The organism is Geodermatophilus sp. URMC 63 (assembly GCF_053502565.1).
The window spans coordinates 4,173,077-4,195,454 of sequence record NZ_CP199956.1; the positions used below are offsets into that span (position 1 = coordinate 4,173,077).

The 22,378-nt window shown below is 75.0% G+C and carries 18 protein-coding genes; 12 read left to right on the plus strand and 6 right to left on the minus strand.

Going from position 1 to position 22,378, the window contains the following annotated elements; all coding sequences use genetic code 11:
• The first annotated feature begins 24 nt into the window (after positions 1-24).
• Positions 25-411: a VOC family protein gene (locus ACWIZO_RS20365; RefSeq protein WP_448639451.1), complete on the plus strand. Its 387-nt coding sequence runs from the start codon at positions 25-27 to the stop codon at positions 409-411.
• A gap of 86 nt (positions 412-497) precedes the next feature.
• Here the strand turns inward: ACWIZO_RS20365 and ACWIZO_RS20370 are convergent, their stop codons facing one another.
• Both ACWIZO_RS20370 and ACWIZO_RS20375 read right to left on the minus strand, forming a co-directional pair.
• Positions 498-1,214, minus strand: a complete 717-nt coding sequence (locus tag ACWIZO_RS20370) for a maleylpyruvate isomerase family mycothiol-dependent enzyme (protein WP_448639452.1) — start codon at positions 1,212-1,214, stop codon at positions 498-500.
• A 47-nt stretch (positions 1,215-1,261) separates the two neighbouring features.
• On the minus strand, positions 1,262-2,242 hold the full coding sequence (locus ACWIZO_RS20375) for a sugar-binding transcriptional regulator (RefSeq protein WP_448639453.1): 981 nt from the start codon (positions 2,240-2,242) through the stop codon (positions 1,262-1,264).
• Between the two features lie 164 nt (positions 2,243-2,406).
• On the opposite strand from ACWIZO_RS20375, the gene ACWIZO_RS20380 reads away from it, so the two are divergent.
• The 6 genes from ACWIZO_RS20380 to ACWIZO_RS20405 all read left to right on the plus strand — a co-directional run bounded on the left by ACWIZO_RS20380 (position 2,407) and on the right by ACWIZO_RS20405 (position 9,066).
• Positions 2,407-4,152, plus strand: coding sequence for a glycerol-3-phosphate dehydrogenase/oxidase (locus ACWIZO_RS20380; protein ID WP_448639454.1), 1,746 nt, complete (start codon positions 2,407-2,409; stop codon positions 4,150-4,152).
• A gap of 157 nt (positions 4,153-4,309) precedes the next feature.
• Positions 4,310-5,035, plus strand: a complete 726-nt coding sequence (locus tag ACWIZO_RS20385) for an MIP/aquaporin family protein (RefSeq protein WP_448639455.1) — start codon at positions 4,310-4,312, stop codon at positions 5,033-5,035.
• A gap of 98 nt (positions 5,036-5,133) precedes the next feature.
• The gene (locus ACWIZO_RS20390; protein ID WP_448639456.1) at positions 5,134-5,610 is read left to right on the plus strand and encodes an FGGY family carbohydrate kinase; all 477 of its coding nucleotides are present in this window, start codon (positions 5,134-5,136) and stop codon (positions 5,608-5,610) included.
• Positions 5,528-6,655, plus strand: a complete 1,128-nt coding sequence (locus ACWIZO_RS20395) for an FGGY family carbohydrate kinase (RefSeq protein ID WP_448642980.1) — start codon at positions 5,528-5,530, stop codon at positions 6,653-6,655. The genes ACWIZO_RS20390 and ACWIZO_RS20395 overlap by 83 nt, the downstream gene beginning before the upstream one ends.
• 84 nt (positions 6,656-6,739) lie before the next feature.
• Positions 6,740-8,011 (plus strand): cysteine--1-D-myo-inosityl 2-amino-2-deoxy-alpha-D-glucopyranoside ligase, encoded by a 1,272-nt coding sequence (mshC, locus tag ACWIZO_RS20400; RefSeq protein WP_448639457.1) that lies wholly within the window; start codon positions 6,740-6,742, stop codon positions 8,009-8,011.
• Positions 8,011-9,066: an HD domain-containing protein gene (locus ACWIZO_RS20405; protein ID WP_448639458.1), complete on the plus strand. Its 1,056-nt coding sequence runs from the start codon at positions 8,011-8,013 to the stop codon at positions 9,064-9,066. Before mshC ends, ACWIZO_RS20405 begins: the two co-directional genes overlap by 1 nt.
• A 256-nt stretch (positions 9,067-9,322) precedes the next feature.
• Here ACWIZO_RS20405 and ACWIZO_RS20410 read toward each other — a convergent pair whose 3' ends face one another.
• Complete coding sequence (locus tag ACWIZO_RS20410) at positions 9,323-10,186, minus strand: PAC2 family protein (RefSeq protein WP_448639459.1); 864 nt, start codon at positions 10,184-10,186, stop codon at positions 9,323-9,325.
• Between the two features lie 138 nt (positions 10,187-10,324).
• Between ACWIZO_RS20410 and metH the strand changes: the two genes are divergently transcribed.
• A complete protein-coding gene (gene metH, locus ACWIZO_RS20415) occupies positions 10,325-14,128 on the plus strand; it encodes a methionine synthase (RefSeq protein ID WP_448639460.1) in 3,804 nt (1,267 codons plus the stop codon).
• Between the two features lie 3 nt (positions 14,129-14,131).
• Here the strand turns inward: metH and ACWIZO_RS20420 are convergent, their stop codons facing one another.
• The 3 genes from ACWIZO_RS20420 to ACWIZO_RS20430 all read right to left on the minus strand — a co-directional run bounded on the left by ACWIZO_RS20420 (position 14,132) and on the right by ACWIZO_RS20430 (position 17,673).
• A complete protein-coding gene (locus ACWIZO_RS20420) occupies positions 14,132-14,776 on the minus strand; it encodes a response regulator (RefSeq protein ID WP_448639461.1) in 645 nt (214 codons plus the stop codon).
• Entirely contained in the window at positions 14,764-16,080 is a 1,317-nt protein-coding gene (locus tag ACWIZO_RS20425) for a sensor histidine kinase (RefSeq protein ID WP_448639462.1), read from the minus strand. Before ACWIZO_RS20425 ends, ACWIZO_RS20420 begins: the two co-directional genes overlap by 13 nt.
• A gap of 90 nt (positions 16,081-16,170) precedes the next feature.
• Positions 16,171-17,673 carry a helix-turn-helix domain-containing protein gene (locus ACWIZO_RS20430; protein ID WP_448639463.1) on the minus strand — a complete coding sequence of 501 codons (1,503 nt, stop codon included), beginning with the start codon at positions 17,671-17,673 and terminating at the stop codon, positions 16,171-16,173.
• 210 nt (positions 17,674-17,883) lie between these two features.
• Between ACWIZO_RS20430 and ACWIZO_RS20435 the strand changes: the two genes are divergently transcribed.
• From ACWIZO_RS20435 to ACWIZO_RS20450, 4 genes are all read left to right on the plus strand, one after another.
• Positions 17,884-18,927, plus strand: coding sequence for an amidohydrolase family protein (locus ACWIZO_RS20435; protein ID WP_448639464.1), 1,044 nt, complete (start codon positions 17,884-17,886; stop codon positions 18,925-18,927).
• Positions 18,928-18,938: 11 nt separating this feature from the next.
• Positions 18,939-19,721: an iron-sulfur cluster assembly protein gene (locus ACWIZO_RS20440; protein ID WP_448639465.1), complete on the plus strand. Its 783-nt coding sequence runs from the start codon at positions 18,939-18,941 to the stop codon at positions 19,719-19,721.
• Complete coding sequence (locus tag ACWIZO_RS20445; RefSeq protein WP_448639466.1) at positions 19,718-20,743, plus strand: NAD(P)-dependent alcohol dehydrogenase; 1,026 nt, start codon at positions 19,718-19,720, stop codon at positions 20,741-20,743. The genes ACWIZO_RS20440 and ACWIZO_RS20445 overlap by 4 nt, the downstream gene beginning before the upstream one ends.
• Positions 20,744-21,004: 261 nt before the next feature.
• Entirely contained in the window at positions 21,005-22,357 is a 1,353-nt protein-coding gene (locus ACWIZO_RS20450) for an MFS transporter (RefSeq protein WP_448639467.1), read from the plus strand.
• The last annotated feature ends 21 nt before the right edge of the window (positions 22,358-22,378 follow it).

Consider the following 22,378-nt stretch of genomic DNA (forward strand, 5'->3'; position numbering starts at 1 on the left):
GGTGGGGCGGGCAGCATCCCGCGCATGGCGCACCGGAGCCGACTGGCGATCCTCCTGCTCGACCTGCCACCGGAGGTCCACGCCGCCGGCACCGCGTTCTGGGCCGGTGCGACCGGGCGGGCCGCCGTCCCGGACGCCACGGACGCCGACTGGGCCTCGCTGGGCTGCTTCGCCGACGGCGTCCACCTCGAGGTGCAGCGCACCGGGGCGGGGACGCCGCCGCGCTGGCACGTCGACGTCGAGACCGACGACGTCCCGGCCGAGGTGGCGCGGCTGGAGGCGCTGGGGGCCACCCGCCACCGCGACATGGGCTCGTTCTGGCAGATGCTCGACCCGGCCGGGCTGGTGTTCTGCGTGGTCGGCGTGCAGACCGGCGAGGAGTTCGACCGGCACGCCGTCACCTGGCCCTGAGGCAACGCAGGCGGAGGAGGACGGCGGCCTCCCTGCAGGGTCCCGCTGCGAGCTCGCGAGCGGCGGGGGGGCAGGGAGGTCCTTCCTCAGTCGAGGCGCACCCGGTCGATCATCGCGGCCGCCTGCAGGCCGTCGCCGTCGACGGTGAGCACCTCCAGCGGCACCCGCCGCCAGACGGCCAGCAGCAGGTCACCGGCGTTCCCGCGCACCGTCGCGACCGGCCACGGCCGGCTGCCGGCGAACAGCGTGCGCTCGACCCCGGCGTCGATGGCGTGCAGCACCACCGGGTGCGCGCCCTCGGGCGGGCCGTCGGGGAAGACGCCGGGCACGACCACCTCCAGCCACTCGTCGAGCCCGTCGAGACCGACGTCGGCGGGGACGGGCCGGACGTCGCCGAGCACCTGCTCGACGTCGACGGTGTGCACGACCGCCTCGTGCACCTGCCGCCGCAGCACGAAGGCGACGTCGTGCCGCGGCGCCCACGTCCACACCCGCTCGGCGGGGTCGGCGGCGGCCAGCACGGTCTCCAACTCCGCGGACTGCCCGGCCGACCAGCCCAGCAGCTCGTCGTCGGGACGGCGGCGCGGCGTGTCGTACCCGCCGGGGTCCGGCGCGCGGGTGCGCACCACCCACGCCCAGAAGTGCTGCACCGAGCCCAGGTGCCACACCAGGTCGGCCAGCGTCCACCCCGGGCAGCCGGGGACCGGGGCGGCCCACCCGGTGGCCAGCACGGCCTCGGCCGCGGCGTCGGCGAAGCGGGCGTCGGCCCGGCGCAGCTCCGGCAGGTACGCGAACGGCTCCACGGACGCCTCCTCGCGGGACGGGGTGCCCGACGCTAGCCCCGCACGGGTCAGCGGCTCCACAGCGCCGGGGGCCTCGGGACCGGGCGGCGCGCCAGCAGCTCCTGCGCCGTCCGCTCGTCGAGCACCAGGTCGGTCACCAGCCCGCCGGCCAGCGCCGCGGCCAGCCCGACCACCTTGTTGCTGCCGGCGACGGCGCACACCCGCCGGGGGACCCGGCGCAGCGCCGGCGGCAGCAGGCCGCTGGTGCGGGCGTTGAGCGGGATGCCGTCCCAGGAGCCGTCCGCGCGCAGGAACACCGTGCACACGTCCCCGACGACGTGGGCGGCGGCGAGGTCGGCGCGGTCCCCGGCCGTCAGGTAGCCCTCGGCGTACACCCGGGAGCGCACCGCGCCGGCCACCGCGCCGATGCCGAACAGGGCGACGTCGGCCGCCTGCTGGATGCCCAGCACCCGGCGCACGCTGCGCTCGCGCCACATCGCCTGGCGGGTCTCGGGCCGGTCGAAGAAGGCCGGCACCGGGAAGTGGTGCACCTGCGCGTCCCACGCCCGGCCGAACCGGCCCAGGACGTCGCTGCCGTAGCCGACGCCGCTGCTGTGGGTGTTCATCGCCCCGTTGAGCTGGACGACGTGCGCGTCGCGCAGCGGCCGGGCACGCAGGTGCTCGCCGACGGCGCTGGTGGTGGTGCCCCAGGCCAGCCCGAGGGTGGACCCCGGCGCCATGACCTCGTCGAGCACCGCCGCGGTCTCGGCGGCGACCAGGCGCAACCGGGTGAGGTCGGGCGCGTCGTCCGGCACGGCGACCACGCGCGCCGAGACGCCGTGCCGGTGGCCCAGCTCCACCGCCATGGCGGCTGCACGTCCGTGCACGGGGTTCACCGACACCGAGACGACCCCCGTCGCCCGCGCGATGTCAAGGGCGCGGGAGATCGTCGACCGGGAGACACCCTCCTCGACGGCGATCTCCTCCATCGTGGCCCTGTCCAGCCAGTACCGGCGGGCCACCCGCTCGACCCGGTCATCCCCCGACATCGCCGTCCTCCCCGCCGACGCGCTGCCGACCCGATCGACGGTAGTCCGCACGTGCACAGACGTGCAGCCCTCTTGCCCGAGACGCACGACAGCGGGAGGTTTCCCCCTGTTCCGGGGAGCCGGCACCAGCGCCGGGTCCCAGCGCACCACCCAGGAGTGCCACCGTGCCCACCGCCCTGTCACCGCAGAACCGCAGCGACGCGCTCGACCGCATGGCCGGCCAGACCCTCGACGTCCTCGTCATCGGCGGCGGGGTCACCGGCGCCGGCGCCGCCCTCGACGCCGCCAGCCGGGGTCTCGACGTCGGGCTGCTCGAGCAGCGCGACTGGGCCTCGGGCACCTCCAGCCGGGCCAGCAAGCTCGTCCACGGCGGCCTGCGGTACCTGGAGATGCTCGACTTCGCCCTCGTGCACGAGGCCCTGCACGAGCGCGGACTGCTCGTCGGCCGCCTCGCCCCGCACCTGGTGCACCCGGTGCCCTTCCTCTACCCGCTGCGCCACCGCGTGTGGGAGCGGGTCTACACCGGCGCCGGCATCGCCCTCTACGACACCCTCGGCGGGCTGCTGGGCCGCGTGGGCGGCCGGGGCGTCCCCCTGCACCGGCACCTGTCGAAGAAGGCGCTGCGGCGGGTGGCCCCGTCGCTGCGCGACGACGTCGCCATCGGCGCCATCCGCTACTGGGACGCCAAGGTCGACGACGCCCGCCTCGTGCAGGTGCTCGTGCGCACCGCCGTCGGCCACGGCGCGCTGGCGGCCAGCCGCACCCAGGTCACCGGCTACCTCGAGGAGGGCGGCCGGGTGGCCGGCGTGCGCGCCGTCGACCTGGAGACCGGCCGCGAGCTCACCATCCGCGCCCGCCACGTCGTCGGCGCCACCGGCGTGTGGACCGACCAGACCCAGGAGCTCTTCCGCGCCCAGGGCCTCACCGTGCGGGCGTCGAAGGGCGTGCACATCGCCGTGCCGCGCAGCGTGATCGCCGGCGAGGACGGCTTCATCCTGCGCACCGAGAAGAGCGTGCTGTTCATCATCCCGTGGCCCACCCACTGGGTGATCGGCACGACCGACACCCCCTGGGACCTCGCCAAGGACCACCCGGTCGCCTCGGCCGCCGACGTCGACTACCTGCTCGAGCACGCCAATGCCGTCCTGACCCGCCCGCTGACGCGCGCGGACGTCCTCGGCGTCTACACCGGCCTGCGTCCGCTGCTGCAGCCGGTCGACGACGGCAGCGGCTCGACGACGAAGGTCTCCCGCGAGCACACCGTGGCCACCGTCCGGCCCGGGCTGACCGTGATCGCCGGCGGCAAGTACACGACCTACCGGGTGATGGCCCGCGACGTCGTGGACATGGCGCTGGCCGACCGGGCACCCGGGGAGGACCCCGACGCCGCGGTCCCCGCCTCCCTCACCGAGGAGCTGCCGCTGGTCGGTGCCGACGGCTACCGGGTGCGGTGGAACCGCAAGAGCCACCTGGCCGCCGCGCACGGCTGGACCGAGACCCGCGTCGAGCACCTGCTCGACCGCTACGGCAGCCTCGTCGACGAGGTGCTCGCCCTGGTCGACGCCGACCCCGACCTCGGCCGGCCGCTGGAGGGGGCGCCGGACTACCTGCGCGCCGAGGTCGTCTACGCCGTCACCGCCGAGGGGGCGCTGCACCTGGAGGACGTCCTCACCCGCCGCACCCGGCTGTCCTACGAGCAGGCCGACCGGGGGACGGCGTCGGCCCGCCCGGCCGCCGCGCTCATGGCCGGCCTGCTGGCCTGGGACGACGCCCAGGTGGAGCGGGAGATCGCCACCTACTTGGCGCGGGTGGAGGCCGAGCGGGCCGCCGAGGCCATGCCCGACGACGACTCCGCCGAGGCCGCCCGGCTGCAGGCGCCGGAGATCACCCCCTTCGCCAGCGCCTCCTGAGGACCACGGCCGGGCCGCCGCGACCGGCGGCCCGGCCGCAGACCCGACCACGTCGTCCGTCCCCACCGGAGGGAGGTGTTCCCCGGGCCCCGCACGACTCACCCGCCCGGGTGGGATCTCACCAAGGCACAACCGGACACAGAGAGGTGTCTCCAGGGTGTCACTGACCTCCGTCTTCTTCTCCGAGGTGCTCGGCACCGGCCTGCTGCTGCTCATGGGCGTCGGTGTCGTCGCCAACGTCCTGCTCACCGAGTCCAAGGGGCAGGGCGGCGGCTGGCTGCTCATCAACTTCGGCTGGGGCCTCGGCGTCTTCATCGGCGTGTACGGCGCCTACCGCAGCGGCGGCCACCTCAACCCGGCGGTCACGCTCGGGTTGTGGGCGTCCGGGGCCGACGAGTACGCCCCCGGCGTCGCCGTCACCTTCGGCAACACGCTGGTGTACTTCGCCGGCGAGTTCATCGGGGCGTTCCTCGGCGCCGTCGTCGCCTGGCTGGCCTACCAGCGGCACTACGCCGCCCACGGCGACCCGGGGGAGATCCTCGCGACGTTCTCCACCGGCCCGGCGATCCGCAGCTACGGCTGGAACGCCGTCACCGAGGCGATCGGCACCTTCGTGCTCGTCTACGTCGTCCTCAAGTTCGGCAACACGCCCTCGGAGATCGGCCCGCTTGCCGTCGCCCTGCTCGTCGTCGGCATCGGCAACTCCCTCGGCGGACCCACCGGGTATGCCATCAACCCCGCCCGCGACCTCGGGCCCCGCGTCGCGCACGCGGTGCTCCCCATCCCCAAGAAGGGCGGCAACGACTGGGGCTACGCGTGGGTCCCGGTGGTCGGCCCGATCGTCGGCGGTGTGCTCGCCGGCCTGGTCTCCCAGGTCTTCTGACCCGCCCCTGCCTCCTCTCGCCCGCACCCCTCACCTGCACCCCTCACCTGCACCCCTCACCTGCACCCCTCACCTGCAACGACGCACCGGAGGACCCCGTGAGCCAGTACATCGCCGCGATCGACCAGGGCACGACGAGCACCCGCTGCATGGTCTTCGACCACGCCGGCGCGGTCGTCGCCGTCGCCCAGAAGGAGCACCAGCAGATCTTCCCGCGCGCCGGGTGGGTCGAGCACGACCCGCTCGAGATCTGGGCCAACGTCCGCGAGGTCGTCGGCCAGGCGCTGGCCCGCGCGGACCTGACCGGGACCGACCTGGCCGCGGTGGGGCTGACCAACCAGCGCGAGACCACCGTCGTCTGGGACAAGACCACCGGCGAACCGGTCTACAACGCCATCGTCTGGCAGGACACCCGCACCGACCGCATCGTCACCGAGCTCGGTGCAGCTCGGCGGCGGGGCCGACCGCTACAAGGAGAAGGTCGGCCTGCCGCTGGCCACCTACTTCGCCGGGCCCAAGGTGACCTGGGTCCTGGACAACGTCGAGGGTGCCCGCGAGCGCGCCGAGCGCGGTGACCTGCTCATGGGCACCATCGACAGCTGGCTGCTGTGGCACATGACCGGCGGCACCGACGGCGGGCAGCACATCACCGACGTCAGCAACGCCTCCCGCACGATGCTCATGGACTACCGCACGCTGGCGTGGGACGAGTCGATCGCCGCCGACATGCGCATCCCGGTGTCGATGCTGCCGGAGATCCGGTCGAACTCCGAGGTGTACGGCGAGGGCCGCAAGGCCGGCGCGCTGGCCGGCGTGAAGATCGCCGGCTCGCTCGGTGACCAGCAGGCGGCCACCTTCGGCCAGGTCTGCTTCTCGCCCGGCATGGCCAAGAACACCTACGGCACCGGCAACTTCTTGCTGCTCAACACCGGCGAGGAGGCGGTGGCGTCGAAGAACGGCCTGCTGACGACGGTCTGCTACCAGATCGGCGACCGCAAGCCGGTGTACGCGCTCGAGGGCTCGATCGCCGTCACCGGGTCGCTGGTGCAGTGGGTGCGCGACAACCTGCGCCTCATCGGCGGCGCCGGCGAGATCGAGGCCGTCGCCCGCTCGGTGGAGGACAACGGCGGCGCCTACTTCGTCCCGGCGTTCTCCGGCCTGTTCGCCCCGCACTGGCGCTCCGACGCCCGCGGCGCGCTGGTCGGGCTCACCCGGTACGTCAACCGCGGGCACATCGCCCGGGCGGTGCTGGAGGCCACCGCCTACCAGACCCGCGAGGTGGTCGAGGCGATGAACGCCGACTCCGGGGTGGACCTCACCGAGCTCCGGGTCGACGGCGGCATGGTGGTCAACGAGCTGCTCATGCAGTTCCAGGCCGACATCCTCGGCGTCGACGTCGTCCGGCCCAGGATCGCCGAGACGACGGCGCTCGGCGCGGCCTACGCCGCCGGCCTCGCGGTCGGCTTCTGGGCCGACGAGGACGAGCTGAGCAGCCAGTGGGCCGAGGACAAGCGCTGGGCCCCGGCCATGGACGACGCCACCCGCGACCGCTTCTACCGCAAGTGGCAGAAGGCGGTCACCCGCACCCTGGACTGGGTCGACGACGACGACCAGGAGTAGGGACCCCTCCGCCCCCGCGGGCGCCGTCCCCACCTGGGGCGGCGTCCGCGGGGCGGTCCCGGCCGCGCAACTAGGCTCCTGCCCGTGCTCGCCTGGCCCGCCCCGCTCCTGCCGACCCTGCCGGGTGCCGGCGCCGTCCTCCGGCTCTTCGACACCGCCCGGGGAGAGGTCGTGGCCACCGCGCCGGACCGGGTGGCCCGGATGTACGTCTGCGGCATCACGCCCTACGACGCCACCCACCTCGGCCACGCCGCCACCTACCTGGCCTTCGACCTGGTCAGTCGGGTGTGGCGGGACGCCGGGCACGCCGTGCACTACGTGCAGAACGTCACCGACATCGACGACCCGCTGCTCGAGCGCGCCGAGCGCGACGGCGAGGACTGGGTCGTGCTCGGCATGCGCGAGACGGCGCTGTTCCGCGAGGACATGACGGCGCTGCGGGTGCTGCCGCCCGACGACTACGTGGGTGCGGTGGCGACCATCCCGCGCATCGTGCGGCACGTCGAGACGCTGCTCGACGAGGGCCTGGCCTACGTCCTCGACGACGGCACCGGCGACGTCTACCACGACATCGCCCAGGCGCCCGGCTTCGGCGAGGAGTCCGGCTACGACGAGGCCACCATGCTGGCGCTGTCGGCCGAGCGCGGCGGCGACCCCGACCGCCCGGGCAAGCGCAACCGGCTCGACCCGCTGCTGTGGCGCGGTCGCCGTGAGGGCGAGCCGTCCTGGCCCGGGCCGCGTGGCGTCGACGGCCGCCCCGGCTGGCACATCGAGTGCGCCGCCATCGCGCTGGACACCATCGGCATGGGCTTCGACGTGCAGGGCGGCGGCAGCGACCTGGTCTTCCCGCACCACGAGTTCTCCGCCGTCCACGCCGAGGCCCTGGCGGGCACCAAGCCCTTCGCCCGGGCCTACGTGCACGCGGCGATGATCGGCCTGGACGGCGAGAAGATGAGCAAGAGCCGCGGCAACCTGGTGTTCGTCTCCAAGCTGCGCGGCGAGGGCGTCGACCCGATGGCCATCCGGCTGGCGCTGCTGTCGGGCCACTACCGCACCGACCGGGCCTGGACGCCGGACCTGCTGGCCGCCGCCGAGGCCCGGCTGGCCACCTGGCGGCAGGCCGTCGCCCGCGACGCCGGCGCCCCGGCGGCGCCGGTGCTGGCCGGGCTGCGCGAGCGGCTGGCCGACGACCTCGACAGCCCCGGCGCCATCGCCGTCGTCGACGCGTGGGCCGCGCGGACGCTGGCGGCCGGCCCCGACGACGAGGTCGACGACGGCGCGCCGGTGGTGGTGGCCGACGCCGTCGACGCGCTGCTGGGCATCGACCTGCTCGGCGCTGCGCCGCAGGAGGGGTGATGCCGGGCGGGTCCCTGGGTGGTGACGCGGCCGGGGGGTTCCGTCTCACCGACCGCGCCGGGCGCGAGGCGGAGGAGTCCGGGCTCGCCCCGGCCGCGGCGCGCTCGGCGGCCAGCCGGGGCCGCGCCGTCGACGAGCCCGAGGACCGGCTGCGCACCGCCTTCGAGCGCGACCGCGACCGGATCCTGCACGCCAAGGCCTTCCGCCGGCTCAAGCACAAGACGCAGGTCTTCCTCAACCCCGACGGCGACCACTTCGTCACCCGGCTCACGCACACGCTGCAGGTGACCCAGGTGGCCCGCTCGCTGGCCCGGGCGCTGGGGCTCAACGAGACCCTCGCCGAGGCGATCGCGCTCGGTCACGACGTCGGCCACTCGCCGTTCGGGCACATCGGCGAGGACGCCTTCGACCCCTACGTGCCCGGCGGGTGGCACCACGCGGCCCAGGGCGTGCGGATCGTCGAGGTGCTCGAGCGCCTCAACCTCACCTGGGAGGTGCGCGACGGCATCCGCGCGCACAGCTGGAAGATCACCCCGCCGCCGGCGACGCGGGAGGGGGAGTGCGTCCGGTACGCCGACCGGATCGCCTACCTCTCGCACGACGCGCTCGACGCCGTCCGCGCCGGGGTGCTGCGGGTACCCGACCTCCCCGCCCGCGCCCGCGCGGTGTTCGGCGAGCCCGGCAGCGAGATGGTCGGTGCGATGGTCGACGCCGTCGTCGCGGGGTCGCTGGCCGACGGGGGAGCGGTGGTCATGGCGGCCGGGCCGCTGGCGGCGATGCACGAGCTGCGGGCGTTCATGTTCCAGCGGGTGTACGCCTCGGAGACCGCGGCGGGGCAGAAGCAGCTCGCCGTCGACGTCATCCGCCGGCTGGTCGACCACCACCTCGCCCACCCCGAGCTCATCCCGGCGACCTACCGCGACACCGCGGCCGACCCGGTGACCCAGGTGGTCGACCACGTCTCCGGCATGACCGACCGGTTCGCGCTGGCCACCCACGACCGGCTCTTCGCCGACGACGCCGCCGCCCGGATGGCCCCGCTGCTGCGCACCTGAGCCCTCGCCGTCACTCCCGGGGTGCTGTCTCCTGGGGTGCCGTCCGTCCTCCCGGGGCGCTGCAGCGCTCCAGGAGGACGAGGAGTGCTCCAGGAGCGGGGCCGGACCGCCGCACTGCCGGCGTTCCTCGCGCACTGCGGGCGCTGCAGCACCGGCGATGGACGAGCACCACCGGCAGTGCGGCGTCCCCGACCGTTATCCCCAACTCCTGCCTGCACCACCCGACCATCGCCGGGGGACGACGGCCGAGGAGCGCTCAGTTGGGGGAGGAGCCCCGGCGGCGCAGGTAGCGCTCGAACTCGCGGGCGATCTGGTCGCCGTTGGCCTCGGACAGGTCGCTCTGGGTGGCCCGCTCCTCCAGCGAGCGGACGTACTCGACGACCTCGGCGTCCTCCTGGGCCATCTCGTCGACGGTCTTGACCCACTCGTCGGCCTGCTGGGGCAGCGCGCCGAGCGGCACGGCCACCTCCAGCACCTCCTCCACGCGCTGCAGCAGCGCGACGGTCGCCCGCGGCGAGGGCGGCTGGGAGACGTAGTGCGGAACGGCGGCCCAGAAGCTCACCGCCGGCAGCCCGGCCTGCACGCAGGCGTCCTGGAATACCCCGAGGATCCCGGTCGGGCCCTCGTAGCGGGAGGTCTCCAGGCCGTAGGCGCGGGCGGACTCGTCGTCGTAGGCCGACCCGCTGACCGGCGTGGGCCGCGTGTGCGGCGTGTCGGCGAGCAGCGCGCCGAGGGCGACGACGGTCTGCACGTCGAGCTCGTGGCACAGCTCGATGAGCTCCTCGCAGAAGCCGCGCCAGCGCATGTTGGGCTCGATGCCGCGGATGAGGACGACGTCGCGGTCGCTGTCCGGCGGGCGGGCCACCGAGACGCGCGTCGTCGGCCACTCCACGCGCCGGCTCACCCCGCCCACCAGGGAGACGGTGGGCCGGTTGACCTGGAAGTCGTAGTAGTCCTCGGGGTCGAGCGCCGCGAGGGGGGTGGCGTCCCAGATGAGCTCCAGGTGCTCGAGCGCCCCGGTGGCGGCGTCCCCGGCGTCGTTCCAGCCCTCGAACGCGACCACCACCACCGGCTGGTTCAGCTGGGGCAGGTCCTCGGAGGCGGACTTCGGGTCGATCACCCCTGCGAGCCTACGTCGGTCGCGCCGTCCTGCCGGGGTGGCGCGGGATGGGAGGATGGCCCGCGGAACACACGCGGCGCCGCGCGCGCTGCTGCTGCGACAGGCCCGGCCCGCCGTCGACCCACCCCGAGGATGCCCGTGACCGACGCCCCGTCCCCCCGCCCCGACGCCACGGCGGAGCTGACCGCTCTGCTCGAGCAGCGCATCCTGGTGCTCGACGGGGCGATGGGGACGGCGATCCAGCGGGACCGGCCCAGCGAGGCCGGCTACCGCGGCGAGCGGTTCGCCGGCTGGCACCGCGACGTCCAGGGCAACAACGACCTGCTCGTGCTCACCCAGCCCGAGCTGGTCGCGGGCATCCACCGCGAGTACCTCGAGGCCGGCGCGGATCTGATCGAGACCAACACCTTCAACGCGACGGCGATCTCACTGGCCGACTACGGCATGTCGGAGCTGGCGCACGAGATCAACGTGGCGGCCGCGCGGCTGGCCCGCCGCGAGGCCGACGCGATGACCGCGCGCACGCCGGACAAGCCGCGCTGGGTCGCCGGGGCGCTGGGCCCGACCAGCCGGACGGCGTCCATCTCGCCCGACGTCAACGACCCCGGCGCCCGCAACGTCACCTTCCCCGAGCTGGTCGCCGCCTACCTGGAGCAGGCCACCGGCCTGGTCGACGGCGGCGCCGACCTGCTGCTGGTCGAGACGGTCTTCGACACCCTCAACGCCAAGGCCGCGGTCTTCGCGCTGGAGACGCTGTTCGACGAGCGCGGCCGCCGCTGGCCGGTGATCGTCAGCGGCACCATCACCGACGCGTCGGGCCGCACGCTGTCGGGGCAGACCACCGAGGCGTTCTGGAACTCGGTGCGCCACGTCCGCCCGCTGGCCGTCGGGCTCAACTGCGCGCTCGGTGCCGCGGAGATGCGGCCCTACGTCGCCGAGCTGGCCCGCGTCGCCGACACCTTCGTCTCCTGCTACCCCAACGCCGGGCTGCCCAACGCCTTCGGCGAGTACGACGAGGCGCCGGCCGAGACCGCCGGTATCCTTCAGGGCTTCGCCGAGGACGGCTTCGTCAACCTCGTCGGCGGCTGCTGCGGCACCACGCCCGAGCACGTCGCCGCCATCGCCGCCGCCGTCGCGGGCGCGGCCCCGCGCACGCCGCCGGTCCGGCGGCCCGCGCTGCGGCTCTCGGGCCTGGAGCCGCTGACCGTCGACGCCGACTCGCTGTTCGTCAACGTCGGCGAGCGCACCAACATCACCGGGTCGGCCCGCTTCCGGCGGCTGATCCGCGACGGCGACTACGCGACCGCGCTGGCCGTGGCCCGCCAGCAGGTCGAGGCCGGCGCGCAGGTCATCGACGTCAACATGGACGAGGGCATGATCGACGGGGTCGCGGCGATGACCCGCTTCACCCGGCTGATCGCCGCCGAGCCCGACATCTGCCGAGTGCCGGTGATGGTCGACTCCTCCAAGTGGGAGGTCATCGAGGCCGGGCTGCAGCAGCTGCAGGGCAAGTCGATCGTCAACTCGATCTCGCTGAAGAACGGCGAGGCGGAGTTCGTCGAGCAGGCCCGGCTGTGCCGCCGCTACGGCGCCGCCGTCGTCGTCATGGCCTTCGACGAGCAGGGGCAGGCCGACAGCCTCGAGCGGCGGCAGCAGATCTGCCGCCGCGCCCACGACGTCCTGGTGGACCAGGTCGGCTTCCCGGCCGAGGACGTCATCTTCGACCCCAACGTGTTCGCCGTGGCCACCGGCATCGAGGAGCACGCCCGGTACGGGCTGGACTACATCGAGGCCACCCGCTGGATCAAGCAGAACCTGCCCGGCGCGCTCGTCTCCGGCGGCGTCTCCAACGTCTCGTTCTCCTTCCGCGGCAACGACCGCGTCCGCGAGGCCATCCACGCGGTGTTCCTCTTCCACGCCGTCGCGGCCGGCATGGACATGGGCATCGTCAACGCCGGCGCGCTGGAGGTCTACGAGGAGGTGCCGCGGGAGCTGCGGGACCGGATCGAGGACGTCGTCCTGGCCCGCCGCCCCGACGCCACCGAGCGGCTGCTGGAGGTCGCCGGGGACTACGCCGCCTCCGGCGCGGCGGAGGAGGCGGCCACCGAGGAGTGGCGCGCGCTGCCGGTGGGCGAGCGGATCACCCACGCGCTGGTCAAGGGCCTCGACGAGTTCGTCGAGGCCGACACCGAGGAGCTGCGCGCGCAGATCAGCGCCCGCGGCGGGCGACCGATCGAGGTCATCGAGGGCCCGCTGATGGACGGCATGAACGTCGTCGGCGACCTGTTCGGCGCCGGGAAGATGTTCCTGCCGCAGGTGGTCAAGTCCGCGCGGGTGATGAAGAAGGCGGTCGCCTGGCTCATCCCGTTCATCGAGGCGGAGAAGCAGCCCGGCGACGCCGAGCGCAGCAACGGCAAGGTCGTCATGGCCACCGTGAAGGGCGACGTCCACGACATCGGCAAGAACATCGTCGGCGTCGTCCTGCAGTGCAACAACTACGACGTCGTCGACCTCGGCGTCATGGTGCCGGCGCAGAAGATCCTCGACACCGCCAAGGCGGAGGGCGCCGACGTCATCGGCCTGTCGGGTCTGATCACCCCGTCGCTGGACGAGATGGTCGGCCTGGCCGCGGAGATGGAGCGGCAGGGCTTCGACGTCCCGCTGCTCGTCGGCGGGGCGACGACGTCGCGCGCGCACACCGCGGTCAAGGTGGCACCGCGCTACCACGGCCCGGTGATCTGGGTGAAGGACGCCTCCCGGTCGGTGCCGGTCGTGGCCGCGCTGCTGTCCGACGAGCAGCGCCCGGGCCTGCTGGCCTCGGTCGAGACGGAGTACGAGGCGCTGCGCGAGCGGCACGCGGCCCGCACCGACAGCCGGGCGCTGCTGCCGCTGGCCGCCGCCCGCGCCGCCGCGCCGCGGCTGGACTGGTCGTCCTACACCCCGCCGCGGCCGAGGGTGCTCGCGCAGCAGAGCCGCGACGTGTGCGCCGGACCGGGCTGCGACCACCGGCACGGCGAGGTCACCCGGTTCACCCGGGTCTTCTCCGAGTACCCCTTGGAGGAGCTGCGCCGGTACGTCGACTGGCAGCCGTTCTTCAACGCCTGGGAGATGCGCGGCCGCTTCCCCGACATCCTGCACAACCCGACCACCGGCGAGGCCGCCCGCCGGCTGTTCGCCGACGCCCAGGCCATGCTCGACCGCGTCGTCGAGGAGCGGTGGCTGACCGCCAACGGCGTCGTCGGGCTGTTCCCGGCCAACCGGGTGGACGGCACCGAGGACGTCGAGGTCTACACCGACGAGTCACGGACGGCCGTGCGCGCGGTGCTGCACCAGCTGCGGCAGCAGACCGAGGGCCGCGACGGCTCCCCGCGCAAGTCGCTGGCCGACTTCGTGGCGCCCCGGGGGAGCGGGCTGCGCGACCACGTCGGCGCGTTCGCCGTCACCGCCGGGCTGGGCGCGGCCGAGCGGGTGGCCGCCTTCAAGGCCGACCACGACGACTACTCGGCGATCATGCTCGAGGCGCTGGCCGACCGGCTGGCCGAGGCGTTCGCCGAGCGGCTGCACGAGCGCGTGCGGCGGGAGCTGTGGGGCTACGCCGCCGACGAGCACCTGGACAACGACGCGCTCATCGCCGAGCGGTACCAGGGCATCCGGCCGGCGCCGGGCTACCCGGCCTGCCCGGAGCACACCGAGAAGCAGACGATCTGGGACCTGCTCGACGTCGAGGCGACCACCGGGCTGCAGCTGACCGAGAGCATGGCCATGTGGCCGGGCGCGGCGGTCAGCGGCCTCTACTTCTCCCACCCGCAGTCGCGCTACTTCGTGCTCGGCCGGCTGGGCCGCGACCAGGTCGAGGACTACGCCCGGCGCAAGGGCTGGACGCTGGCGGAGGCCGAGCGCTGGCTCTCGCCCAACCTCGGCTACCGCACGGAGGAGGACTAGTCGTCAGGAGCGCAGGTAGGCGAGGGTGGCCAGCACGCGGCTGTTGCGGTCCTCGTCGGGGGCCAGGCCGAGCTTGGCGAAGATCCGCTGGGTGTGCTTCTCCACCGCGCCGCCGGTGACCACCAGCCGGCGGGCGATCGCGGCGTTGGAGGCCCCCTCGGCGATCAGCTCCAGCACCTCGCGCTCCCGCGGGGTCAGCCGGCGCACCGGGTCGTCGGCGCGGCGGCGGGCGAACAGCTGCGCGACCACCTGCGGGTCGAGCACGGTGCCGCCGGCGGCCACCCCGGTCAGCGCGGCGAGGAAGGCGTCGAGGTCGGTCACCCGGTCCTTGAGCAGGTACCCGACCCCGCCGCGGCCGTCGGCGAGCAGCTCGTCGGCGTAGGCCACCTCGACGTACTGGGACAGCACCAGCACCGCGGTCCCGGGAACGGCGGTGCGCGCCGCGACCGCGGCGCGCAGGCCCTCGTCGGTGTGCGTCGGGGGCATCCGGACGTCGACCACGGCGACGTCCGGGCGGTGCTCGGCCACCGCCCGGACCAGCGAGGGGCCGTCGCCGACGGCGGCGACCACCTCGCTGCCCTCCTCCTCGACCAGGCGCACCAGCCCCTCGCGCAGCAGCACCGAGTCGTCGGCGATCACGACCCGCACGGCAGCTCCGCGACCAGCCGGGTCGGCCCCCCGGGCGGGCTGTCGACGGTGAGGACGCCGTCGACGGCGCGCAGCCGGTCGGCCAGCCCGGCCAGCCCGTGCCCGGGCACGAGCACCGCGCCGCCGGGGCCGTCGTCCTCCACGGTGACCCGCAGCGCCGGCCCCACCGCGACCACCACCACCTGGCAGGCCGCGGCGCCGCTGTGCTTGGCCACGTTGGCCAGCGCCTCGCTGACCACGAAGTAGGCGGTGTTCTCCACCGCCGGCGCCAGCCGCTCCGGCGGCAGGTCGACGGCCAGCTGCACGGGCACCGGCGACCGCGCCGCGACGGCGGCCAGGGCGGCGGCCAGGCCGCGGTCGGCGAGGACCGGCGGGGCGATGCCGCGGGAGAGCGCGCGCAGCTCCTCCAGGGCCTCGCGGGCCAGGCCGGCGGCCTCGCCGATCGTCGTGCGGGCGGCGGCGGGGTCGCGGTCGAGCTGGCGCTGCGCGCGGGAGAGGTCCATGCCCAGGCGGACCAGGTGCTGCTGCGGCCCGTCGTGGATGTCGCGCTCCAGCCGGCGCAGGGAGACCGCCTCGGCGGCGACGGCGGCGTCCCGGCCCTCGGCGAGCCGGCCGAGCTCGGCCTGCGTGGCCGCGCGGGAGGTCAGCAGCACCCGGCCGAGCTGGGCCTGCAGCAGGGCGACGGCGCGGACCACGAACGGCAGCGTCACCGCGAACAGCAGCCCGACCACGGCGTAGAGCAGGATCCGCCGCAGCGACGAGGTCTCCAGGCCGACCAGCTCCAGCAGGTCCTGGTTGTCCGGGGTGCCGGCGGGCTCGGGCAGCGCCCAGTCCCACAGGCCGTAGGTCAGGCCGCCCAGGGCGACCGACCACCAGGTCACGGTCACGGTGAACGCCACGATCGACAGCGCGAAGCGGGCCACGGCGTGCAGCGCGTCGAGCCAGGTCTGCGGGTCGCGCACCGGCGTCAGCACCCGGGCGACGGTGCCGCCGGCGGCGCGCCGGTAGGCCGGGTGGGGCAGCGGCGTCCCGAGGACGGCGGGCAGCCAGGCGCGCTCGGCGCCGGCCAGGCCGCGGGCGGCGACCAGGGTGACGGCGAGGACGGGCAGGCCCACCCAGACGACCAGCAGGCCGGTGCCGAGGGCCAGGCCGGTCACGACGACGACGAAGGCGACGATCGCGACGGGGAAGGTGACCAGGTTGTAGGCGGTGTCCACGCCGAGGGCGCGCAGCCGGTCGGGCGGCCGGGCCGGCGCGGGTGTCGGAGGGGTCGTCGGCGGCAGGACGGCGGTGTCGGTGCTCATGCCGACGAGCCTGGCGGCGGGGGCGTCACGGTCCCATCCTGCTGCCCGGCCGGTCCGCTGTCGGGCTTCCCCGACACGGCACCTGCCGGCTCACGACGTCCGGGGCGGCACCCTGATCTTGTACTGGGCGATCTTGCGGTAGAGGGTGGCCCGGCCGATGCCGAGCTCCTCGGCGACGCGGGTCATCGTGGTGGCCGGCTCGGTCAGGCACCGCGCGATCTCGTCACGCTCCAGCCGCTCGAGCCGCGACAGCGGCCGGGTGCTGCCGTCGAGCACCTCCGGCGCCAGGTGGTGGACGTCGACGACGTCGGCGCGGGCGGCGGCGTCCCGGACGACGCGGCGCAGCTGCCGGACGTTGCCCGGCCACGCGCAGGCCTCCAGCGCCCGGGCGGCGCGCGGGGTGAGGTCGACCTCCCGGTGGCGCTCCTGGCGGGCCACCCAGCGGGTCAGCGGCAGCACGTCGTCGGTGCGTGCGCGCAGCGGCGGGACCTCGACCACGGCCTCGACCAGCCGGGCCAGCGGGTCGGGGAGCGCGGCGAACACCGGCGCGGCCAGCACGAAGGGCTGCGGCCGGCCGGCGCGGCGGGCGGCGGCGAGGACCTGGGCGAGGTCGCCGGCGGCCCAGGCGGGCAGGTGCGCGAGGCCGGAGACGATGACGCAGGTGTCGGGGTCGCGCAGCTCCGGCGTCCACAGCTCCAGCCAGGCCGCGGCCTCGCCGGACCCGGGTGCGGTCAGCTCGCCGCCCTCCGGCGCGCGGGCGTGCAGCAGCCGCTGCCGCCCGCCCAGCCGCCGCCGCGCCAGCGCGGCCAGCGTCGCCTTGCCCGCCCCGCCCTCGCCCACGACCGCCAGCACCCGCCCGGCGGTGATCGCCCGGGCCGCCTCGCCGAGCGCGCCCTGCCAGCCGGCCGAGACGCACGGGTCGCCGTCGTCGGGAGCCACCGAGCTCCGGACGACGGAGAAGACCTCGCCGCGCGGCGTCGGGCGCACCGTGCGCCCGCCCGCGCGCACGAGCATCAGCGCGCTGGTGGCCGCCGCCGCCGTCTGGGCCAGGCCCAGCAGCAGGTCGGAGGAGGACTCCGACCAGGTGGTGAGGTTGATGCTGCCGGCCAGCTCACCGGTGACCGGCTCGAGCACCGGCGCGGCGGCGCAGGTGTAGCCGCGCAGGTCGGCGCAGTAGTGGTCGCCGGCCCGCACGAGCGAGGGCGCCCGGTCGGCCAGCGAGAGCCCCAGCCCGTTGGTGCCGGCGTTGCGCTCGCTGTAGGTGAACCCCGGCGCGAGGTGCACCCGGTCCAGCGACCGCCGGATGCCGGGGTCGTCGCCGAGCCGGGCCAGCACCAGCCCCTCGGAGTCGGCGACCATCAGGCTGACCGGCTCGTTGGCGATCGTCGACTGCAGGTCGGAGAGCACGCGGTGCGCGCACTCGTAGAGCAGGCAACCGGTGTCCGGCGAGCCGGTGAAGACCGGGATGACCTCGTCCGGCGGGACGCCGTAGCCCTGGCTGCGCTGCCACGACGCGCGCAGCCGCGGCGCGCCGGCCCGGCCGGCCAACGCGGGGTCGGCGAGCAGGCCGCGGGAGGCCGGCAGGTCGTCCACGGGTCCCTCCGGAACGGGAGGCCGGCTGGGCTGGCCGGCGTGGAACGGGGAGGACGGGGCTGTGGCGCAGACCACGCAATGTACGCCCCTGCACGGCCGGCCCGGTGTACCGAAGTGAGACACCGGACGTCTGTCCGCAGGTCGGCGGGCTGCCTAGCGTCGTGGGCCAGCAGGGTGACCTGAACCACACCGAGCCGACGGAGGCACCGGATGTACAGCAAGGACGGCGAGCAGTACTACGTCGTGGACTCCCACATCGCCCTGTGGGACGCGCGGCCGGACAACCAGCGCAACGTCCACGGCAAGCAGTTCATCGACTGCTTCTACGACTACCACCGCAACCTCAGCCCGGAGTCGGAGGTGTGGTCCTACGAGGAGTACCTCTACCAGGGCGGCGAGCGGCTGATGCGCGACGTGTTCGCCGACGGGATCGTCGACCACGCCGTCTTCCAGCCGGCCCGGCTGGCCGAGTTCTACCACCGCGGCTTCGGGCAGACCGAGGAGGCGTTCGCCCTCGCCCAGGCCCACCCGGACAAGCTGACCTACAACCACTACTGGGACCCGCGCGACGGCGAGAACGGCCTGGACGCGCTGCGGGCCAACGCCGAGCGCATGCACCTCAAGGGCGTGAAGCTCTACACCGCCGACTGGCACGGCGAGTCGCGCGGCTGGAAGCTCACCGACCCGATGGCCTACCGCTACTTCGAGCTCTGCCGCGAGCTGGGCATCAGGAACGTCCACATCCACAAGGGCCCGACGATCCGCCCGCTGGACCGCGACGCCTTCGACGTCGCCGACGTCGACCACGCGGCCACCGACTTCACCGACCTCAACTTCGTCGTGGAGCACTGCGGCCTGCCCCGGCTGGAGGACTTCTGCTGGATCGCCACCCAGGAGCCCAACGTGTACGCGGGCCTGGCGGTCGCCATCCCGTTCATCCACACCCGGCCGCGGTACTTCGCGCAGATCATGGGCGAGCTCACCTACTGGCTCGGCGAGGACCGCATCCTCTTCTCCAGCGACTACGCGCTGTGGACGCCTACGTGGCTGGTCGAGCGCTTCGTGGACTTCCAGATCCCCGAGGACATGACCGAGTACGCCCCGCTGACCACCGAGGTGAAGAAGAAGGTGCTCGGCCTCAACGCCGCGCGGCTCTACGACCTCGAGGTGCCCGAGCACCTGCGCCTGCCCGAGGCCGACGAGACGGCCACCGGCCCGCGCAAGCCGGCCGCCGCCGACCTCGCCGGCGTCTGAGGAGGACGCCGATGACCGCCGTCCTCCCCGACCTGACCGGAACCGAGGCGGAGGTGCGCGCCGCGCTGGGCACCGTCGTCGACCCCGAGCTGGACGAGCCGATCACCGACGTCGGCTTCGTCCGCTCGGTGTCGGTCTCGGGCGCCGCCGGCGGGGGTGCTGCCGTCGAGGTGCACCTGCGGCTGCCCACCTCGTTCTGCGCGCCCAACTTCGCCTGGCTGATGGTCTCCGACGCCCACGACGCGGTGTCCGCCGTCCCGGGGGTGGACTCGGTGGTGGTCGAGCTCGACGACCACCACGACTCCGACCTCATCAACCGCGGCATGGCCGCCGGGCTGGGCTACCGGGGCACCTTCAGGCACGAGGCGGAGGAGTCCCTCGACGCGCTGCGGGCGACCTTCCAGCGCAAGGCGCACACCGCGGCGATGGAGCGGGCCCTCACCGCGCTGCTGCGCAGCGACCCGACGGTGGACGTCGCGGCGCTCACCCTCGGCGACCTGCCGGCGGGGGAGCACACCACCGGCGCGCTGCTGCGCCGGCGGGCCACCCTCGGCCTGCCCGTGGACGACGCGGCGCCGGTGCTCGTGCACGACGACGGCACCCGCCCCGACCCCGCGCAGGCGGAGACGATGCTGCGCCGGGCCCGTTCGGTGCGCATCTCCGTCGACGGCAACGCGCACTTCTGCCGGGGCCTGCTCACCACCCGCTACCCGGGGTCGGAGGCCGACCAGACCCCCCGCCCCGAGGACCGCCCCCTGCTCCCGCTCACCGTCTCGAAGGGAACCCACCCGTGAAGGCCGTCCGCGTGCACGAGTACCACGTCGACCCCTCCATCGACGACATCCCCGAACCGCAGGTCCAGGGTCCGCTCGACGTCATCGTCAAGGTCGGCGGCGCCGGGGTCTGCCGCACCGACCTGCACATCCTCGAGGGCCAGTGGGCCGACCTGCAGAACCCGGACCTGCCCTACGTGATCGGGCACGAGAACGCCGGGTGGGTGCACCAGGTGGGGGAGGGGGTCACCAACGTCGCCGTCGGGGACACGGTGATCCTGCACCCCCAGCCCAGCTGCGGCCTGTGCATGCCCTGTCGCGCCGGCCGGGACATGCAGTGCGTGAACGCCTTCTTCCCCGGGCTGTCGAACAACGACGGCGGCATGGCCGAGTACCTGCGCACCACGGCCCGCGCCTGCGTCACGCTCGACCCGTCGACCAACCCCGCCGACGTCGCCGCGCTCGCCGACGCCGGCATCACCGCCTACCACGCCGTGCGCAAGGCCCTGCCGCTGCTGTACCCGGGCACGACGGCGGTCGTACTGGGCGCCGGCGGTCTCGGCCACATCGGCGTGCAGTGCCTGGCCGCGCTGTCGGGCACCCGGGTCGTCGTCGTCGACCGCAACCCCGACGCCCTGGAGCTCGCCCGGCAGATCGGCGCGGACGAGACCGTCGTCGCCGACGGCGACCACGTGCAGGCGGTGCAGGACCTGACCGGGGGTGGGGCGAACGTCGTCTTCGACTTCGTCGCCGAGCAGGGCGCGGAGATGGACGGCTGGCACATGACCGGCCCCGCCGGCTCGTACTACGTCATCGGCTACGGCGGCGAGCTGCGGATCCCGACGCTGGACTTCGTCGCCGGCGAGAAGAACATCGTGGGCAACATCGTCGGCACCTACACCGACCTGGCCGAGCTGATGGTGCTCGCGCAGGCCGGCGAGGTCACCCTGCACACCCAGCAGTACCCGCTCGACCGGGCCGTGGACGCACTGCGCGACCTCGACGTCGGGAAGGTCCGGGGCCGGGCGATCCTCGTCCCCTAGGCAGGGACCCCGCTGCGCCCCGGCCGGCCCTCGTGGCCGGCCGGGGCGCCGCGGCGTGCGGGCCGGGCGATGGATGGGACAGGAGGGACGCAGGACACGGTTTGGGGCGGGCGCGTGGGCACGCTCACGGCGACCGGAACCGTGTCGACACACGCCGCTGACCTGCAGCTGGCACCGTGGAGGACGGCGCCCGAGGTCGTGTGCTCCCCGACCCCCCGCCCGCCGTCCGCGGCGGCGCGCTGTCCCCCCTGAGGTCCTCCGATGCCCCTCACCCTGCCCTCCCGTGCCCACGTCCGGTCCGGATCCCCGCCCGCCCCGTCGTCGGCCGCGCGGCTGCGCACCGCGGTCGCGGTGCTCTTCGGCCTCGACGGCTTCGTGTTCGGCAGCTGGGCCGCCCGCGTGCCCGACGTCAGCGCCGCCACCGGCGCCGGCTCCGCCGCGCTGGGCGTCGCGCTGCTGTGCCTCTCGCTCGGCGCGCTCGCCTGCATGCAGGTCACCGGCCGCCTCTGCACCCGGCTGGGGACCGGTCGCACCGCCGCGCTGGCCGGGACCGGCGTCAGCGCCTGCGCCGTGCTGCCCGGCCTGGCCTCCGGGGTGCCCGCCCTGTGCGCCGCGCTGCTCGTCTTCGGCGGCCTCACCGGGGCGGTGAACGTCGCGGCCAACAGCGTCGGCGTCCAGGTGCAGGCCCGGGCCGGCCGGCCGCTGCTGCCGCTCCTGCACGCGGCGTTCAGCGCCGGCGGCCTGCTCGGCGCCCTGCTCGGCGGCCTCGCCTCGGCCACGACCGGCGTCGCGGTGCACCTGGCCGCCGTCGCCCTGCTCGGCCTGGCCGTCATGGCGTGGGCGGCGCCGGTGCTGCGTTGCGCCGACGCCGTCCCCGACCCCACCGGCGCGGCGGACGGCGGTGGGCCGCCGGCCGGCCGTCGGCCCACCGCCGTCCTCGTCGTGCTCGGCGGCGTCGCCGGGGCGACGGCCTACGGCGAGGGCGCCCTGTCCGACTGGGGCGCGCTGCACCTGCGCGAGCACCTGCACGCGACGCCGCTGCTCGCCGCCGCCGGGTACGCCGGCTTCTCCTCGGCGATGGCCCTGGCCCGGCTGGCCGGGGGCCCGCTGGTGCTGGCCCTGGGGGAGCGGCGGCTGCTGGCCGGCGGTGCCGCCCTGGCCGCCGCCGGCGCGCTGACCGCGGTCACGACGTCGTCGCTGCCGGTCGCCCTCGCCGGGTTCGTGCTCGTCGGGCTGGGGCTGGCCAACGTCTTCCCGCTGGCCATCGCGCGGGCCGGTGCGCTCGGCGGCCCGAGCGGCGTGGCGCTGTCGACCACGGTCGGCTACACCGGCCTGCTCGGCGGGCCGCCGGTCATCGGGTTCCTCGCCGAGCACGCCGGGCTGCCCGCCGCGCTGGGCACGGTCGCGCTGGCGGCCGGCGTGGCCGCGGTCCTCGTGCTGGGCGTCGAGGGCTCCTCCGTGCGGCGCCCCGTCCTGCCGCGGCGCCCGGTGTGGCCGGCGCCGGTGCGCTTCGGGCTGCGGCCGGTGGCCGTCGCGCTGCGCCCGGCGGCGGCCCGGGTGCGCGGCGGCACCGGCGGCTACCTGCGCGACCTGCGGCTGCTGGAGGTCTCGTGACCGGGAGCGGCGGTGGGCTCG

Coding starts and splice junctions, on each gene's coding strand:
- ACWIZO_RS20405 (WP_448639458.1), top strand. CDS start 8,011: ATGCCGGGCGGGTCCCTGGGTGGTGACGCGGCCGGGGGGTTCCGTCTC.
- ACWIZO_RS20365 (WP_448639451.1), top strand. CDS start 25: ATGGCGCACCGGAGCCGACTGGCGATCCTCCTGCTCGACCTGCCACCG.
- ACWIZO_RS20425 (WP_448639462.1), bottom strand. CDS start 16,080: ATGAGCACCGACACCGCCGTCCTGCCGCCGACGACCCCTCCGACACCC.
- ACWIZO_RS20435 (WP_448639464.1), top strand. CDS start 17,884: ATGTACAGCAAGGACGGCGAGCAGTACTACGTCGTGGACTCCCACATC.
- ACWIZO_RS20440 (WP_448639465.1), top strand. CDS start 18,939: ATGACCGCCGTCCTCCCCGACCTGACCGGAACCGAGGCGGAGGTGCGC.
- ACWIZO_RS20375 (WP_448639453.1), bottom strand. CDS start 2,242: ATGTCGGGGGATGACCGGGTCGAGCGGGTGGCCCGCCGGTACTGGCTG.
- ACWIZO_RS20450 (WP_448639467.1), top strand. CDS start 21,005: ATGCCCCTCACCCTGCCCTCCCGTGCCCACGTCCGGTCCGGATCCCCG.